Below are 16,421 nucleotides of genomic sequence, written 5' to 3' on the forward strand. Positions count from 1 at the left end.
AGAAAAATGGTCGCTGAGTCAGTAGAAATCTATAATCAGATGAGGCCTCATACAGCGCTAAAATACAAAACGCCCGATGAAGTACACCGAGCGTTTTAACTAAAAAGTGTCAACCCATATCAGGACGGGTCAGATTAGCAGGGTTAATTACTCTGCAGTTTTCTCTTTCGCTACTGTAACCGCAATTGCTAGCTCTTCAAGAGCTGCTGGGTTAGCAAGGCTTGGTGCGTCTGTTAGTAGACACGCAGCAGCCGTTGTTTTAGGGAATGCGATTACGTCACGAATGTTATCAGTACCACAAAGAAGCATCACTAGGCGGTCTAGACCGAATGCAAGACCTGCGTGTGGAGGTGTACCGAATTTCAGTGCGTCTAGTAGGAAGCCAAACTTCAGCTTTTGCTCATCTGCATCGATACCTAGGATATCAAATACGGCTGCTTGCATTTCTGCATTATGGATACGCACAGAACCACCGCCCACTTCGTAGCCGTTGATAACCATGTCGTATGCGTTTGAGTTAGCTGATGCTGGGTTCGCTTTCAACTCTTCAGCGGTTAGACCTAGAGGCGATGTGAATGGGTGGTGCATCGCGTGTAGGTTACCTTCGTCGTCTTCTTCAAACATTGGGAAGTCAACAACCCATAGCGGTTTCCAAGCTGACTTGTCAGTTAGCTCAAGGTCAGTACCTAGTTTAAGACGTAGTGCGCCCATCGCTTCTGTTACAACGCGTTTGCTGTCTGCACCAAATAGGATGATATCGCCAGTTTCAGCTTGAGTGCGATCAAGTAGTTGTGCCACAACTTCTTCATTTAGGAACTTAGCCACTGGAGACTGTACGCCTTCAAAGCCTGCTGCACGGTCGTTTACTTTCATCCATGCTAGACCCTTCGCACCGTAAATACCTACGAAGTTAGTGTACTCGTCGATTTGCTTACGAGATAGCGCAGCGCCACCTGGTACACGAATCACTGCCACACGACCTTTCTCGTCATTAGCAGGACCAGAGAATACTTTGAAGTCGACATCTTTTAGGATGTCTGCAACGTCAACAAGCTCAAGAGGGTTACGTAGATCTGGCTTATCAGAACCAAAACGACGTGCCGCTTCTTCAAATGACATTACAGGGAACTGGCCTAGATCTACGTTCAGTAGCTCTTGCCACATTTGACGAATCATCTCTTCCGTTTTTTCACGTACTTGATCAGCCGTCATGAATGACGTTTCGATATCGATCTGAGTGAATTCTGGTTGACGGTCAGCACGTAGGTCTTCATCACGGAAACATTTAACGATTTGGTAGTAACGGTCAAAGCCTGACATCATTAGCAGCTGTTTGAATAGCTGTGGTGATTGAGGTAGCGCGTAGAAGCTGCCTTTGTGTACGCGGCTTGGTACTAGGTAATCACGTGCACCTTCTGGTGTCGCTTTAGTTAGTACTGGCGTTTCGATGTCTAGGAAACCGTTGTCATCTAGGAAACGACGTACGAAGCTTGATGCTTTAGCACGTAGTTTGATGCGGTCGCTCATTTCTGGACGACGTAGGTCTAGGTAACGGTACTTTAGACGTTGCTCTTCAGAGTTCTTTTGGTTGAAGTCTAGTGGCAGCGCATCGCTGCGGTTGATGATTTCAAGACCTGTAGCCAGAATCTCAACTTCACCTGTTGCCATACCAGCGTTAACTTGGCTTTCTGGACGAACGCGAACTTCGCCAGTTAGTTTGATACAGAATTCATTACGTAGTTGCTCTGCTACTTTGTAAGCATCCGCCATATCTGGATCGACAACTACCTGAACAACGCCTTCACGATCTCGCATATCGATAAAAATCAGACCGCCTAAATCACGACGACGGTTAACCCAGCCGCATAGTTCTACAGTTTGTCCTGCAAGGGACTTGTTCAGGTGACCACAGTAATGGGTACGCATAATGAAATTCCCAATCTCTCTAATATTGTTAATACTGTCCGCAGAGCACGATATTGCCAACGGACCAAAGTTCCATTTATACGCTGAAAGCCAGATAAAATCGACCACTCAGCATACAATTTATTGCGATTTACTCTCTATTGATGCTTTTTAAACCAGCAAAAGGGCAAAACCACATCAATAGCAAAAATTGGCAGAGATTATATACCCAACTCACCTCAAGATGCTAGGTTCTGCGAGAGCGGTGAGCATGACTAATTGGCGCCAACGGTTGTCTAGGATCACTGCACTCAGGTAAAGTATCTTTAATAAGGAATTACGTAACTATCATTATGACAGCATTACCTTTGCGTCTCGGCTTAACCATGTGGTCGCACAATCAATGGCAACAGAGCTTTTACGGCAGTGGCACCAAGCCTGCTGAAAGGCTAGAAAAGTACGCCAGTGTGTTTCATACCGTTGAGGGCAACACCACTTTTTACGCCACGCCAACCCTCACGACTGTCCGCAATTGGCACGCTGCCACTCATGATGATTTCAAGTTTACCTTTAAGCTACCTAAAGCAATTACCCACCAGCAAATGCTAAAGGGCTCCCAAGCACAGCTTAAAGATTTTATGCAGATTATGGCCCCGCTACACGAGCGTATTGGTCAATGGACAATTCAATTACCGGCGGCTTTTACACCGGCTGATTTACCGACGTTACAAAAGTTCTGCGCGCTATTTCCACCTAATTTTCCCCTTGGTATTGAAGTACGCCATCTGGGCTATTTTACCAAAAATGATGATGAAAAACGCTTTAACCAATGGTTAATCGAAGCGGGCATTGACCGCATTATTATGGACAGTCGTCCAGTATTTGCTGCCGAGCCAATTAATGAAGTGATCATTGATGCCCAGCAAAAGAAACCGCGAGTTCCTGTACATGCGCTCGCAACGGCTCATCACCCAATGATCCGTTTTATTGGACATCCTGATCTCGACGCCAATCTGGACTTTTTTAAGCCATGGCTGAGCAAACTTCCACAATGGATAGCTGATGGAAAGCAGCCCTATCTGATGATCCACACTCCAGACAATGTATTGGCTCCTGAATTGGCGCTTAAACTTTATCAAAAGCTGGCCAACCACGTTGCGTTACCAGACCTTGCACCCTTCCCTGCCATTGATGGCCAATCGCAAATCAGCATGTTTTAATCACTACTCACTATTGGCTTGACGCAAAACATGACATGGGCGCGAATTTTTCATAAAATACGCGCCCTTTTAGTGCTGACTGTAAGTAGCAAGAGATAAATCTATGAACCCAAAGAGCAACCCAGATACCATTTTTTCGGCGCCAATCGACAAAATTGGTGACTTCACGTTTGATGAGCGTGTCGCGGAAGTCTTCCCTGATATGATTCAGCGCTCTGTACCGGGCTATAGCAATATTATCTCGGCAATCGGCATGTTGGCAGAACGCTTTGTAAAACCACACAGCAATATTTACGACCTTGGTTGTTCATTGGGTGCGGCTACGCTGTCGATGCGCCGTCACATTCAGCAAGAAGGGTGTAAAATCATCGCGGTTGATAACTCTTCGGCAATGGTTGAACGCTGTAAACTGCACGTGAATGCTTACCGCAGTGATACGCCAGTAGAGGTGGTAGAAGCGGACATTCGCGATATCGAGATCGTTGATGCTTCGGTTGTGGTACTGAACTTCACCCTGCAATTCCTATCACCTGCGGATCGTTACGCTCTGCTGGAAAAGATCTATGCGGGTCTGCGCCCTGGCGGTATTTTGATCTTGTCAGAAAAGTACGTGTTTGAAGATGCCGTTTCTAATGAGCTGTTGATTGATCTGCACCACGACTTTAAACGCGCTAACGGTTACAGCGAACTTGAAATCAGCCAAAAACGCAGCGCAATTGAAAACGTGATGCGCCCGAATTCAAAGAAAGAGCACAAAGAGCGCTTTGCTGAAATCGGCTTTAGCAGCTATGACGTGTGGTTCCAATGCTTTAACTTTGGTTCAATGTTCGCGATTAAGTAGCGAGAAGCGAGAAGCGAGAAGTTTCTCGTTGCCAGTACTTTATGTCAATTTTTTAACCTATTACTCTGTGAAAAACTATGTTTAATTTTGCCAATTTCTACCAACTTATCGCCCAAGATACGCGTCTGCAGCCATGGCTAAATGTATTGCCACAGCAACTGACCGACTGGCAAAACGCAGAGCACGGTGACTTTGATCGCTGGCTACGTGCGCTAAATAAAATTCCTGCTGGCACACCAGATAACATCGATATCAAAGAGTCGGTAACCATCACAAACAACGAGCCAATGCATACTGGCGAGTTGAAAAAACTTGAGAACCTATTGCGCACCTTCCACCCATGGCGCAAAGGTCCTTACCACGTACACGGTATCCACATTGACACCGAGTGGCGCAGTGACTGGAAATGGGATCGCGTATTACCGCACATCACACCACTGAAAGATCGCAGTGTACTCGATGTGGGTTGTGGTAACGGCTACCACATGTGGCGCATGCTAGGTGAAGGTGCTCGCCTTACGGTAGGTATCGATCCATCGCACCTATTCTTAATCCAGTTTGAAGCGATTCGTAAAATGATGGGCGACGATCAACGCGCTCATCTATTACCACTTGGTATTGAACAGTTGCCGAAATTGGAAGCGTTCGACACCGTATTTAGTATGGGTGTGCTTTACCACCGTCGCTCACCATTAGATCATCTGATTCAGCTAAAAGATCAACTCGTATCGGGTGGTGAATTGGTGCTAGAGACGCTAGTTATCGAAGGTGACGAGACTTCTGTACTTGTACCAGTCGACCGCTACGCGCAAATGCGTAACGTTTACTTCTTCCCTTCAGCCAAAGCACTGAAAGTGTGGCTTGAACAGGTTGGCTTTGTCGACGTGCGTATCGTTGATGAAAATGTCACATCAACCGATGAGCAACGTACGACTGACTGGATGACACATAACTCACTGCCTGATTATTTGGATCCTAATGACCCAAGCAAGACAGCTGAAGGGCATCCTGCGCCGCGTCGCGCTGTATTGGTAGCAACTAAGCCATAATCCAATTGAATAAATCTGGTTGAGTCTTATCAATTCTTGACATGGATTTAACTCAATTTAATTTCTATATCAGTAACCTAGCGAGGATGCATATTGCATCCTCGTTTTTTATCTGGCGAAAGTCTAAAGTGCTATCACTGAGTTGTTGATGAATCGGCTCCAGATCACATTTTAATCCTTTGCAGATATAGACTTAGGTTATTCCTTCTTCACTCAACACAACTTTTTTAAGTTCTTCTATGAGGTTTTGTGCACCTTAGTCTAAAATTAAAAACGTTAATTAACTCATACCATTATCACAGGGCGTTTCAAGATCAACACCTGTTGTAATGCAACAAAAAGAAAACGTAGGCATTTTAATGTTCATCCGATTAACACCTGTAGTAGCGCTTACTCTGTTATCTGGCTGTACCCTTACTAACAGCACACAAAATCATCAAGAGACTTTGGCCGCCATTCAAGCGGTTGAAACGAATCTCAACGCACAAATCACCACGTTGGGTACTCAAGTGGACGCCCAGTCTGAGTACATATCAACGCTCGAGAAAAAAATCCAACATCTGCAAGATAAAACCATCGACATGCAAACTGTGACGTTGGCAAAAATTGCTGAGCAAGAGAAGAAGGTGGCTGCCCCTGTCATTATTCCGCCAGCACCACAACCTGTTGCGCATGGCGTAGTATTAGGTGCAATCGAGAAAGTGACGATTGACTCAATCAAGCAAACCTTCGATGCACGTGTGGATACAGGTGCCGCGACCTCATCACTCAATGCTGTCGATGTTGAAGAATTTGAACGCAATGGCAAAAAATGGGTTCGCTTCCATCTATCTGATGAAAATACCCCGTCTGATGAAAGTAACTGGATCGAAGCGCCAATCGTCAAGTTCGTAAAAATTCGTCAATCAACCAATTCCGATGTCGAACGTCGTGCGGTAGTCGAGCTTTGGGTTCAAGTTGGCAAAATTCATGAAAAAGCGCAATTTACCTTGGCAGACCGTTCTCAAATGAGCCACCCTGTACTGCTAGGACGTGAATTTATCCAAGATATTGCGGTAGTAGACGTAAGCAAAAAGTACGTTCAGTCTGAACAAGAATAAAACCAATAAGGCTTGCTATGACTTCTAAGGTTCCTTTATATATATTCGTTGCGCTGCTTATCGGCGTTGGGGCTGCCCTAAGTATTTTCCGTCACGAGAGTTACGGTGTGCCATGGACACCAGGTGAAACTCGACAAGTGTGGGATATAGAGGCTCGAGTACAATTCGATGCCGAAGGTAAACCAGTGAAAGCGTCACTGGCAGTGCCTGATACCCAAACTGGTTTTACCAAAATCAGTGAAAACTCCTCTTCGGCTGGTTACGGCGTTGCGTATGCCAGTAACGAACAAGGGCGTCGTGCAGAATGGTCAATCCGCCAAGCGACTGGCCCACAAACCATCTACTACAAAGCACAATTTCTCGTCGATCCTCAAGCGAATGTGACGCCGATTCCACCGATGGATGAGATCATCGCACCCACTTTTGATGGGCCAACTGAAGCCGCAGTGGTTGCCCTATCTGAGCGAGCAAGTAAGCGTTCAGCAGATGATATCACCTTTACCCGCGAGCTAATCAAACAGCTGAATGATGGCGACAGTCAGAATGCTGCGCTCATTCTTAATGGCATGTCTCGTGTACAAGCCATCGATAAGATGCTGGCTTACAACAAGATCCCAAGCAAAATTGCTGGGGTGATTGAGTTAGAAGATGGTCGCCGTCGTCAAACTATTCAACAAATGAACCAAGTTTGGGATGGTAAGCAGTGGCAACTGTTCAACCCAAGAACCGCTGATCAAGCGATCTCACCAAACATTCTGGTTTGGGATGAATCAAACATCTCACTGCTTGACCTAATGGGCGGTCAAAATAGCCAAGTGCATTTCTCAATGCTGGCGCAAGAAATTTCCCCACAACAAGCGACCCGCGACAAAGTAGAGGCGGACGCGCTACTTAACCTCTCAATTCACAGTTTACCACTGGAAGAGCAAGCGATGTTTAAGACCATCATGCTTATTCCTATCGGTGCTCTGATCGTGGTATTCCTGCGTGTCATTATCGGCCTTAAAACCTCTGGTACGTTTATGCCCGTGCTTATCGCCGTGGCTTTCGTACAAACTCAGTTGTTAACCGGTATTGTTGGCTTCCTACTCATTGTTGGTACGGGTCTGGTAATTCGAAGTTACCTGTCGAGGTTAAACCTATTGCTTGTTGCGCGTATTTCCGCGGTAATCATTACGGTTATTATGATTATCTCTGTCTTTACTGTAGTGGCATTTAAGATTGGTCTAACTGAAGGTCTGTCGATTACGTTCTTCCCAATGATCATTCTGTCTTGGACTATCGAACGTATGTCAATTCTATGGGAAGAGGAAGGTCCGAAAGAAGTCGTTCTTCAAGGTGGCGGCTCTTTGATGACCTCTGTACTGGTTTATCTTGCGATGACCAATGAGTATGTGCAGCATCTGACCTTTAACTTTATCGGTCTTCAGCTGATTGTACTGGCATGTATTCTTTTACTTGGTACATACACGGGTTACCGCTTGACTGAGCTGCGTCGCTTTAAGCCATTAGTTGACGGGGAGTAAGCCATGTTTCTATCTCGACTTAGAGAACGTTACACCTCCCCTTTTAAGCTAAAGCATAAGGGTATTATGGGCATGAACCAACGTAACCACAGTTACATTGGTCGCTACAATGACCGCTCAAAATACCCTTTAGTGGATGACAAGCTTAAAACCAAAATTATCGCCGAAGCGGCTGGCGCAACCGTACCAAAACTGATTGGTGTGATCAGTAGCCAAGCCGATGTACCAAAGATCCATGACATGGTCAAAGATTGGCCGGGCTTTGTGATTAAGCCTGCCCAAGGCAGTGGGGGTAAGGGTATCCTAGTTATCACCTCTCACAAGGATGGTACTTACACTAAACCTTCTGGCTCAAGCATCAACAAAGAAGATGTTGAGCGCCACATCAGTAACGCGTTAGCGGGGCTATTTTCGCTCGGCGGAAAAAACGACGTTGCGGTAGTCGAGAACCTAATTAAGTTCGATAACTGCTTCGATGGCTTTAGTTACGAAGGCGTGCCAGATGTGCGCATTATCGTATTTAAAGGCTACCCAGTAATGGCGATGATGCGCTGCTCAACTGCTGCTTCTGATGGTAAGGCAAACTTGCACCAAGGTGCGGTTGGCGTAGGGCTTGATATCGCCACAGGTAGAGCGATTCGTGCGGTGCAATTTGACCGCCCAATTAGCCATCACCCAGATACAGGCAAAGACCTGATGACCTTACAGGTACCGCACTGGGAGAAACTTTTGGTGCTCGCCTCTAGTGCGTGGGAGATGACCGGACTCGGTTACATGGGGACCGACATGGTACTCGATAAAGAAGAAGGCCCTATGGTACTAGAGCTGAATGCTCGACCTGGTTTAGCGATTCAAATCGCTAATGGCGCAGGTCTATTGCCACGCTTACGTCATATTGAAAGCTTGGGAACGCCGGGACGCTATCCTACGGCTGAAGAACGTGTTGCCTACTCGGCCAAACAGTTTGCCACACACTTCGAATAACCGACCATTCTGGTGATAAAAAGCTGCCTAAGGCAGCTTTTTTATTATCTAGCATTTTGATCAGCGCGTAATACCAATCAGCATAAGTCTTTGATCATTCTTGCTGATTAAAATCGCTGATAACGTTGTTGCAGATTTTGTAATTAGAATAACTAGTTAGCTGCAATCTGCGCCTAGTTCTAAGCGATTTTCCTTGCGCAATTTTCTGACCACTTACTTATCCTGATTGGTATAATTCGCGCACTCTCTGAGGTTTATCACTCGACTCAATTAAGAATAAGTAATAATCCTATCAACTAATTAACGCTAATTATTACTGATACACTCAAACATACTCATATCAACGATTTGGACAGCGAATGTCTCACCTGCCCCTCATTGCACTGACCATGCTTGCCTTTGCTGCAAATTCAATCTTGTGCCGGCTTGCTTTAGCTGAGGGGTTAATTGACCCTGCTAGTTTCACCATATTGCGTTTATGGTCAGGCGCTATCACGCTGGCACTTATCATGGTATGGAAAAATCATTGGCGGTTCGATTACCAGAGCGTGTCACTGCGTTTTACCCTTTACGCTGGACTTAGCTTATTTATTTATGCTGCGCTGTTCTCTTTCGCTTATCTTGAGCTGACCGCGGGTAGCGGTGCACTGCTTTTGTTTGGCGCGGTACAATTATCTTTATTGCTGCTGCATTGGTGCCAAGGCCAAAGGTTTAATCGTTTTGAGATACTAGGGATGACAATCTCACTGGTGGGTTTTGTCTGCTTGATGCTGCCTTCTGCCAGCCAACCCGACTTACTTTCTGCCCTACTGATGGTTGGTGCCGGTATTGCTTGGGCAATGTTTACCGCACTTGGTAAACAAGCCCCGACCGCAACAATTGGCACAACATGGGGTTTTATTGCCGCTGCTTTTATTGGCTTACTTTTACTGCCTATGTCTCAGATCGATAGCGCCAGTTTAACCGGGATCACACTCGCCATTTTGTCAGGCACAGTGACCTCCGCATTAGGTTATCTGCTGTGGTATCACGTGATGTCAAAGATAAGCTTACTGCAAGCCGCCGTTAGTCAACTCTCAGTGCCAGCGATTGCCTTAGTGTTAGGGGCACTGCTACTCGGTGAACCGCTAACATTACGTGATAGCTTGATAAGTAGCATAATCCTCGGTGGTATTGCGTTGGTGTTTTGGGCCAAAAACAGAACTAAGAGCGCTTAATACGCAAAAAGGCTACCCGAGGGTAGCCTTTGATTTATCTAACTAGCGAGACGCGATTAAAGCTCTTCAATCAACTCTTGAACTTCGCTCTTAGGTTTGTCTGTTTGACCAAAGCCGCGCAGACCCACAACGTGTACATGTTCGTGGTCTTTAAATACCTTACGAACCAGTTTGTACGTGGTACCTTTCTCCGGGCTGATGTTCTCTGGCGCAGCAATAAGAAGCTGCATATCGAGACGATCACACAGTTCGAACAGTGTCGAAATCGATTTGCCATCAAGACGAGCCGCTTCATCCAAGAACAGTAGACGACAAGGTACAATGTCTTTACTGCGAAGACGACGAGACTCTTCTTCCCAGCTTTGTACAACCATCAATAGAATTGACTGACCAGTACCGATCGCCTCACCAGTTGATAGAGCGCCCGATTCCGCTTGTAGCCAGCCATCAGAACCACGGTTTACTTCTACGCTTAGCTCTAGGTAGTTACGGTAATCCAGTAGCTCTTCACCCAGAACTTGCGGTGAACGTTGACCCATATCGATATGTGGGTTCACACGTTGGAACAGCTTCGCCATCGCTTCAGAGAAGGTGTAACGCGTCGTTTCAAACAAGTCTTTATGTTGCTCTTGCTGCGTCGCGAGACCGTTTAGAAGCACTTCGTGACTTTCGCGGATCTTCACGTTTAGACGCACGCCTTTCACCTGACCAAATGAGATGTTCGATAGGCCTTGGTTTAGCATACGAATGCGGTTTTGCTCGCGCTGAATCGTCTTCTTGATGATGCTTGCAACCGAATCAGAACTGATCGCGAGACGGTTTTCACGTTGCGTTAGCTCTTCAGTTAGACGTGCTAGCTCCACTTCCATCTCTTCGATCGCTTCTACCGGATCATCGGTACGGATGATATCTTGACGAATACGCTCACGTAAGTGTTGGTAAACGGCAATGTAGAACAGAACCTTACGCTCAGGACGTGCGGTATCTTCCGATAGGCGCAATGAATCACGTAGGTCGTCATTGTCCGCCACAGCAAGACGCAGCGCACCGAGTGATTTATCCGACATTGAACGCAGTTCAGCTGCTGACATGTAAGCCAGTTCACGCTTGTGTAGTCGACGCTCAACGTCGTTTTCACGCGCAAGACGCAATACTGAGCACCAGCCCGCTTTTGCTGCCACGACGAAAGTACGTAATTCGGTGTACTCTTTCTGAACTTTCTTCATGCGCTTAGCCAGCGCTTTCATTTCAAGCTCAGTTGAGGTGATGGTACGCTCGTATTCGCTCTTACGGCTACGTGAGGTGTGTAGACGCTCGTTCAGCTCATCACGACGACGTTGTGCACGTTCTGCCGCGCCTTCGTCAGCGGTTACACCGTACTCTTGTAGCTCTTGTTTAAACTCTTGAACCGTTTCCAGTTTCGCTTGGTGTGAACTCTTCAATGATGCCAATACTTGGTTGTATTGGTTCATTTGGTTTTGCAGCTGTTTTAGCTCATTACGGCTACGAGTACGAAGCTGTTCCGCTTGGACCAATTTCGCTTTTAGCTGTTCACTAAGCTCACTGCTCTTACTCAATAGATCCACTGAGTCAGAGTAAGCAAAGTAGTGACGACGCTCTACCAGATCAGACAAGGCAAAAATCTGGGTTTTCAGCGTTTGTAGCTGTTGGTCAGCCGCTTGGTATTCCGCTTCTAGCGCTTCAAATTGCTCAGGGTCAGCATCAAGAGCACCCGCCACTTTCTCTAGTGAATCTAGCGCTTTCGCGTGTTGCGTTAGGAAGGCTTTCGCTTGAGAGACTTGTGCTAACTTCTCTTCAACTTCAGCAAAACGCGCTTCTAGTGTTTCATCTTCGATAAAGCGCATAGTTGGTGCAAGTTTATCGAGTAGTGAAATAGCCTGTTTGCTACCCAGTAGCTGGGCACGCTGCTGCTGCTCTTTGCCATCTAGCTCGGCAAGCAGACGAACAAATTGGTTACGTTTATCACGTACTTTTTGCAGTGCTTGCTCAGGGTCCGCTTCAAACGCCACTTGAATGTGCTTGGCAACAAAGTTGTTGAACGCTTGGTATAGACGCTGCAGTTTCTGTGAATCGAATGCCGCTTTCGCGTGCTCTTCGACCACTTCTTCGCGCTCACTGCGTAGCAGTTCCAAACGTTGCTCGCGCGCTGCGCGGCCAAACAATGGAATTTCCGGCAAACGTGAGTAACGCATTTGGCGATCGTTCAAACGAACGCACACTGCACCTTCCAACTCTTCCGCATTAAATGAGCTGTCATCAAAGGCATCGATATCACCTTCAATGATGTACAAATCTTCTGGACAGTCATCCAGCTCAACCAGCTTCTCTTCGATGCCAGAAAGATCGGATACCACAATCGCGTGACGTGCTGGACCGTACATCGCACTGAAGTATGGCGCGTCATCAATCGTGATGTCGTCGTAAATTTCAGATAGCAGTACACCGCCTAGCGTGTCAGCCAAACCTTTTAGGCGTGAGTCATTTGAACCACCAGGTGAGGCTAGGCGTTCGATTTCACCGTCAAGGAAAGTGCGACGCTCAGCCAGCTTATCTTTAGCAATCGACTGTTGCTTCTCTTGTTCAAGCACTAGCTGCATTTGGCTCATAACCGCTTGGCTATCAACCAGCTCTGCCCCACTTTGCTCACGCAAGCTTTCTAGTGCATCGTTCGCAGCAATCCACGTTGGTGCAATGCCTTCAAGCTTAGCAATTTCTGCGGCTGAATCTTGCTCTAAACGACGCTGTTCACTGCGCTGCTCGCGCAGTTCTTCTTGCGCGTACTCAAGTGATTCGATCTGCGCACTGTGACGCTCACGCTCTTGCTCAAAGCTCAGTTCATCAGCCAGTTCAACATGGTGTTGCTTTTGATACTCTTGCACCAATTCACGCGCCTGACGCTGCTGGTTTAAGCTACGCTCAAGATCACGGTGCTGCGCACGCCATTGTGGCTCGTTGTCATTCAGTTGCTTCGCTTCACGACCTTGCGCAAGCGCACTTTTCGCTTGCCCAGCGGCTTGGCTGCGTTCAACCGTACCAACGATGCTCGTCACCAATTGTAGCGCGGTCTCAAACTGCTGCGCTGCCGCCGATGACATGTCTAGCTTATGCTTTAGAGCAAGCAGTGTGGTGGTGCTGTCTGCTTCACGCTGCTTGAGTTCGGCCACCAATGCTTGCGCCGATTCCGCGGTTAGACCGTCATTGCTTAGCAGTTGCTTCGCTTTATCTAACGCTTGAACCGCTTGTTGATATTGCAGTGCACGAGTTTGCTGCATATCCAACGCTTGTTGGTAATCAGCAAGCTGAGTTTTTAGGCTATCAACTTCTTCTTCTGCAACCGTCGATTGCTCTTCAGCCATCAGAACGCGCTCTTGCGCTTCTTCCACTACCATCAACTGCTCTTCTAGACGCTCGCTTAGCTGCTCTAGATCTTCTTGGTAGCGTTCGATCTTCTCTTGTTGGCGCAATGCGTTTTGCACAAGTTGCAAATGGTCAGATGCCGCTTGGTAATCTTGCTCAAGTGCCGCTTCACTTTCCACCAGCATTTCCAGCTCTTCGTGAACGCGGTTAAGTAGTGAGTTTTGTTCAATCAGGCTTTGACGCGAACCAAACAGTTCGCCACGCAGTGCCATCGTTTGATCAAGCTTGTTGCGGCGATCATTGGCGTGGCGCATATAGTCCGCCGCCACGTAGTTCGTTGACTCTGTGATCAAGTGCTTGAATAAATCACGGTCCGCCTGTGTGGTTTTGATCGCTTCTAGCGTCATGCGGTTTTCGCGCAATGCCGATTCCATATCTTGGAACGCTTTCTTTACCCCGCCATTTTGTGGCAGTAGGTAGTCACGCAGCGAGCGTGTAATTGCACTCGAGATACCACCGTAAAGCGATGCTTCGATCAAGCGGTAGAATTTAGAACGATCTGAAGAGTTACGCAGCTTCTTAGGGATCACGCCAAATTCAAACATTTGCGCGTGGTAATCCACCACTGAAGAAAACGCTTTAAATTGCACGCCTTCGTACTGAGCGATGCTCTCTTTGACTTCGTTGATTTGGCGTACACGTGCTTGAGTATCCGATACGCTTTCGATCAGCACGTCCGTTGGTTTAACGTGGCTCGGCAGACCTTGAATAACGAAAGGTTTGATGTCAACTTTCTTATCACGACCCGCCACTTGCTGCAGTTTTACCGCAAACAGTAGGCGTTGGTTACGTGAGTTGACTACGTCTAATGCGGCGTAACACGCACCTGGCTGCAGTTTACCGTACAGACCTTTATCGCGAGACGATTGGCTACTGCCCGCTTCTGTGGTGTTACGGAAGTGCAGTAGTGTTTGGTCAGGAATAAGCGCTGTGATAAACGCCGCCATGGTGGTCGATTTACCTGCGCCGTTACCACCAGATAGTGTGGTGACTAGACCATCGATATCAAAAGTACGTGCAAAGAAGCCGTTCCAGTTGATCATGGTCAGCGATTGATATTTACCGCGTTGAATCATGCTTCGCCCTCAATGTCTTGGTGCACGTGTTGATCGTGATCTGCGTCTTGGTGATCGATGTCTTGCTGCTCATCATCGTTTAGCAGGCTGCCTTGGCTCGGCTCTTTAGTATGCACAACCGCTTCACCATCACGGATCAGACGTAGCTGTGCTTCACGCATGTCGTCACCAACACGCACGTCTGCACCAAAGCGGAATACCGCTTCGCTAATACGGAATTTACCGGTTTCACCGATATTGATGATCATGCCAAGACGACGCAGGCGACGTAGCGAGGTACGAACTTTCTCAAACAGTTTTTCTTTATCAAGATCGGAACCCGTTGCGCGGTTGGTCACCAGCTTCATTAGCTTGGTTTCATCGGTCAACTGGATCAGTTCTTCATACAGTTCTTGGTTGGTAAAGATTCCTTCGTGAGCCAAACGCTCAGGGCTTAGGTATAGGAAACACAGCACCTTACCTACCAGCATATCAAGCTCAGATAGCACGCTACGGCTAATCAATGAGGTTGAACGTGGACGTAGGTAGAAAAAGCCTTCTGGTGCTTTTACCAGTTCGGTGTTGTAACGCTGGTAAAACAGCGCTAATTCAGTTTCAAAATCCGCCAATAGTGCATGGTTGTCCAAATCTTCACTTGAGATGTGGCGACCTGCACGCAACATGCTATCTAGCGCTGGGAACAGCGGATTTGAAATTGCTTTTGCCAGATTTTCTGACATGTATTCATTAGTATCTGTCGATGACATTTGCTTGTACCTTTGCACCAAATTCGTTGATCGCTTGCCAGTCTGGCTGAATCGCTTGGTAATCCGCTTCGGAGTAACCAAGTCTTACGGCTTGATCGACGACTATTCGGGCTAAATCAAAGTGATGAGTTCTTGGGTGAGCGGCTAAGTAGCCGCGTAGTACCGTACCAAGATCGATCGGCATGCCCTGCTCTTTATGAGCTCTAAGCATTTCGCCAATGCGCTCGGAAAGCTCATCATTGACTTGTTGAAACTCTTCGTATTCCACTTCCATTGGCACTTGACCTGTCACCTCGTCATCACGCAGCACTAGGGCTTCGTCACGTAGGTCGATCAAGCGTTCTGCATCGGCATAAGTTAAGTACCAAGGCATATCAAAGTAGTCTTTCAGTGATTGACGCAGACGCGTACTGAAAGCACGGTTCTTATCCATATCAATGGCGGTACGGATAAACTTGTGCACGTGACGGTCGTAACCAATCCATAGGTCAATCGCTTGCTGACCCCAACTGGTGATTCGGTCGAGCTTCATCTGCAAGCCAAACAGCGTCTCTTCGATAAACTCAAGCTCGTCATCACCATAGACAATTTCTTGAATATCGAGGATCTGAGTCTGCAGTTCATCACCCGCAGCTTGCAACGTATCTTGCAGCTCACGCAGGGTGGTCGACGTTTCCGACAACAATGCTTCACAGTTGTTGATCGCTTCGCGCCAATCTTTATTCAGCAGTTCTGCAATTTGCAGTTTTACTGACTGTTGCTGCTCATCCATCACGCGTTGGTTAAGGTCGATCTGATCGAAGATCTCGCCCACTGAATATTTCAGTACGCCGTATACGTTTTTCTTCCAGTGACCTGGCGTGCCACCTTTTTGTGCCGCTTCAATCGCTTTCGCCATCTCATCAGCGACCATCGAGAGCTGAATCGAAAGCTTAAGCTTTGAAAACTCACGGTGACGTACGTAGTAATCTGTAATACCAACTGCTAACGGTGATAAACGATAAATGCTTGCGCCATCAGTAATTTCACTAGTGAATCGACTAATAAGGCGCTGCTTAACCATTTCGTTGATGGCGTTGTTGGCACGAAATGCCGACGCCTCACCGGTGTCTTCAAATAATCGAGTGACGATCGTGAACGCATCATGGAGTTCACCTTCACCCAATTCTTCATCGAACCTTTCATTACTTAGTACTGCAATGGCGATAAGAAAAGCCAATCTTTCGCTGGTAAGGTTCAATGAGAAATCGTGCTGCTTGACCCAACCTACCAGTTCATCGATAGGCTGATCGGCAACATTGAGAGTCATCTCACTCATT

At 47.1% G+C, this 16,421-nt stretch carries 12 protein-coding genes; 8 read left to right on the forward strand and 4 right to left on the reverse strand.

Annotation, left to right across the window (positions count from 1 at the left end; genetic code table 11):
* The coding region (locus IRQ95_RS04725) for an integrase core domain-containing protein (RefSeq protein WP_194435861.1) at window positions 1-99 on the forward strand (99 nt) is incomplete at its 5' end.
* A 48-nt stretch (window positions 100-147) separates the two neighbouring features.
* On the opposite strand, the gene aspS is transcribed toward IRQ95_RS04725, so the two are convergent.
* Window positions 148-1,926, reverse strand: coding sequence for an aspartate--tRNA ligase (gene aspS / locus IRQ95_RS04730; RefSeq protein ID WP_194435862.1), 1,779 nt, complete (start codon window positions 1,924-1,926; stop codon window positions 148-150).
* 332 nt (window positions 1,927-2,258) lie between these two features.
* Between aspS and IRQ95_RS04735 the strand changes: the two genes are divergently transcribed.
* The 7 genes from IRQ95_RS04735 to IRQ95_RS04765 all read left to right on the forward strand — a co-directional run bounded on the left by IRQ95_RS04735 (window position 2,259) and on the right by IRQ95_RS04765 (window position 9,842).
* Window positions 2,259-3,125, forward strand: coding sequence for a DUF72 domain-containing protein (locus IRQ95_RS04735; protein WP_194435863.1), 867 nt, complete (start codon window positions 2,259-2,261; stop codon window positions 3,123-3,125).
* 103 nt (window positions 3,126-3,228) lie between these two features.
* Complete coding sequence (gene cmoA, locus IRQ95_RS04740; protein WP_194435864.1) at window positions 3,229-3,966, forward strand: carboxy-S-adenosyl-L-methionine synthase CmoA; 738 nt, start codon at window positions 3,229-3,231, stop codon at window positions 3,964-3,966.
* A 77-nt stretch (window positions 3,967-4,043) separates the two neighbouring features.
* On the forward strand, window positions 4,044-5,015 hold the full coding sequence (gene cmoB / locus IRQ95_RS04745; protein WP_194435865.1) for a tRNA 5-methoxyuridine(34)/uridine 5-oxyacetic acid(34) synthase CmoB: 972 nt from the start codon (window positions 4,044-4,046) through the stop codon (window positions 5,013-5,015).
* A 359-nt stretch (window positions 5,016-5,374) separates the two neighbouring features.
* Window positions 5,375-6,115, forward strand: a complete 741-nt coding sequence (locus IRQ95_RS04750) for an ATP-dependent zinc protease family protein (protein ID WP_194435866.1) — start codon at window positions 5,375-5,377, stop codon at window positions 6,113-6,115.
* Between the two features lie 17 nt (window positions 6,116-6,132).
* Entirely contained in the window at window positions 6,133-7,641 is a 1,509-nt protein-coding gene (locus IRQ95_RS04755; protein ID WP_194435867.1) for an inactive transglutaminase family protein, read from the forward strand.
* 3 nt (window positions 7,642-7,644) lie between these two features.
* Complete coding sequence (locus IRQ95_RS04760) at window positions 7,645-8,625, forward strand: alpha-L-glutamate ligase-like protein (RefSeq protein WP_194435868.1); 981 nt, start codon at window positions 7,645-7,647, stop codon at window positions 8,623-8,625.
* A gap of 359 nt (window positions 8,626-8,984) precedes the next feature.
* Window positions 8,985-9,842: a DMT family transporter gene (locus IRQ95_RS04765; RefSeq protein ID WP_194435869.1), complete on the forward strand. Its 858-nt coding sequence runs from the start codon at window positions 8,985-8,987 to the stop codon at window positions 9,840-9,842.
* A 56-nt stretch (window positions 9,843-9,898) separates the two neighbouring features.
* Here the strand turns inward: IRQ95_RS04765 and mukB are convergent, their stop codons facing one another.
* Genes mukB through mukF form a run of 3 tightly spaced genes read right to left on the reverse strand, consistent with a single transcriptional unit; the run spans window position 9,899 to window position 16,420 of the window.
* The gene (gene mukB, locus IRQ95_RS04770) at window positions 9,899-14,356 is read right to left on the reverse strand and encodes a chromosome partition protein MukB (RefSeq protein ID WP_194435870.1); all 4,458 of its coding nucleotides are present in this window, start codon (window positions 14,354-14,356) and stop codon (window positions 9,899-9,901) included.
* Complete coding sequence (mukE, locus tag IRQ95_RS04775) at window positions 14,353-15,102, reverse strand: chromosome partition protein MukE (RefSeq protein ID WP_194435871.1); 750 nt, start codon at window positions 15,100-15,102, stop codon at window positions 14,353-14,355. The genes mukB and mukE overlap by 4 nt, the downstream gene beginning before the upstream one ends.
* Window positions 15,083-16,420: a chromosome partition protein MukF gene (mukF, locus tag IRQ95_RS04780; protein WP_194435872.1), complete on the reverse strand. Its 1,338-nt coding sequence runs from the start codon at window positions 16,418-16,420 to the stop codon at window positions 15,083-15,085. Before mukF ends, mukE begins: the two co-directional genes overlap by 20 nt.
* Window position 16,421: the final 1 nt, after the last annotated feature.

Origin of the sequence: Vibrio fluminensis (assembly GCF_015278125.1) — a bacterium.
Classification (GTDB): Bacteria; Pseudomonadota; Gammaproteobacteria; order Enterobacterales; family Vibrionaceae; genus Vibrio; species Vibrio fluminensis.

What these genes read in the sequence shown, in the direction of transcription:
- aspS (WP_194435862.1), bottom strand. Translation starts at nt 1,926, where the DNA reads ATGCGTACCCATTACTGTGGTCACCTGAACAAGTCCCTTGCAGGACAA.
- IRQ95_RS04735 (WP_194435863.1), top strand. Translation starts at nt 2,259, where the DNA reads ATGACAGCATTACCTTTGCGTCTCGGCTTAACCATGTGGTCGCACAAT.
- cmoA (WP_194435864.1), top strand. Translation starts at nt 3,229, where the DNA reads ATGAACCCAAAGAGCAACCCAGATACCATTTTTTCGGCGCCAATCGAC.
- cmoB (WP_194435865.1), top strand. Translation starts at nt 4,044, where the DNA reads ATGTTTAATTTTGCCAATTTCTACCAACTTATCGCCCAAGATACGCGT.
- IRQ95_RS04750 (WP_194435866.1), top strand. Translation starts at nt 5,375, where the DNA reads ATGTTCATCCGATTAACACCTGTAGTAGCGCTTACTCTGTTATCTGGC.
- IRQ95_RS04755 (WP_194435867.1), top strand. Translation starts at nt 6,133, where the DNA reads ATGACTTCTAAGGTTCCTTTATATATATTCGTTGCGCTGCTTATCGGC.
- IRQ95_RS04760 (WP_194435868.1), top strand. Translation starts at nt 7,645, where the DNA reads ATGTTTCTATCTCGACTTAGAGAACGTTACACCTCCCCTTTTAAGCTA.
- IRQ95_RS04765 (WP_194435869.1), top strand. Translation starts at nt 8,985, where the DNA reads ATGTCTCACCTGCCCCTCATTGCACTGACCATGCTTGCCTTTGCTGCA.
- mukB (WP_194435870.1), bottom strand. Translation starts at nt 14,356, where the DNA reads ATGATTCAACGCGGTAAATATCAATCGCTGACCATGATCAACTGGAAC.
- mukE (WP_194435871.1), bottom strand. Translation starts at nt 15,102, where the DNA reads ATGTCATCGACAGATACTAATGAATACATGTCAGAAAATCTGGCAAAA.
- mukF (WP_194435872.1), bottom strand. Translation starts at nt 16,420, where the DNA reads ATGAGTGAGATGACTCTCAATGTTGCCGATCAGCCTATCGATGAACTG.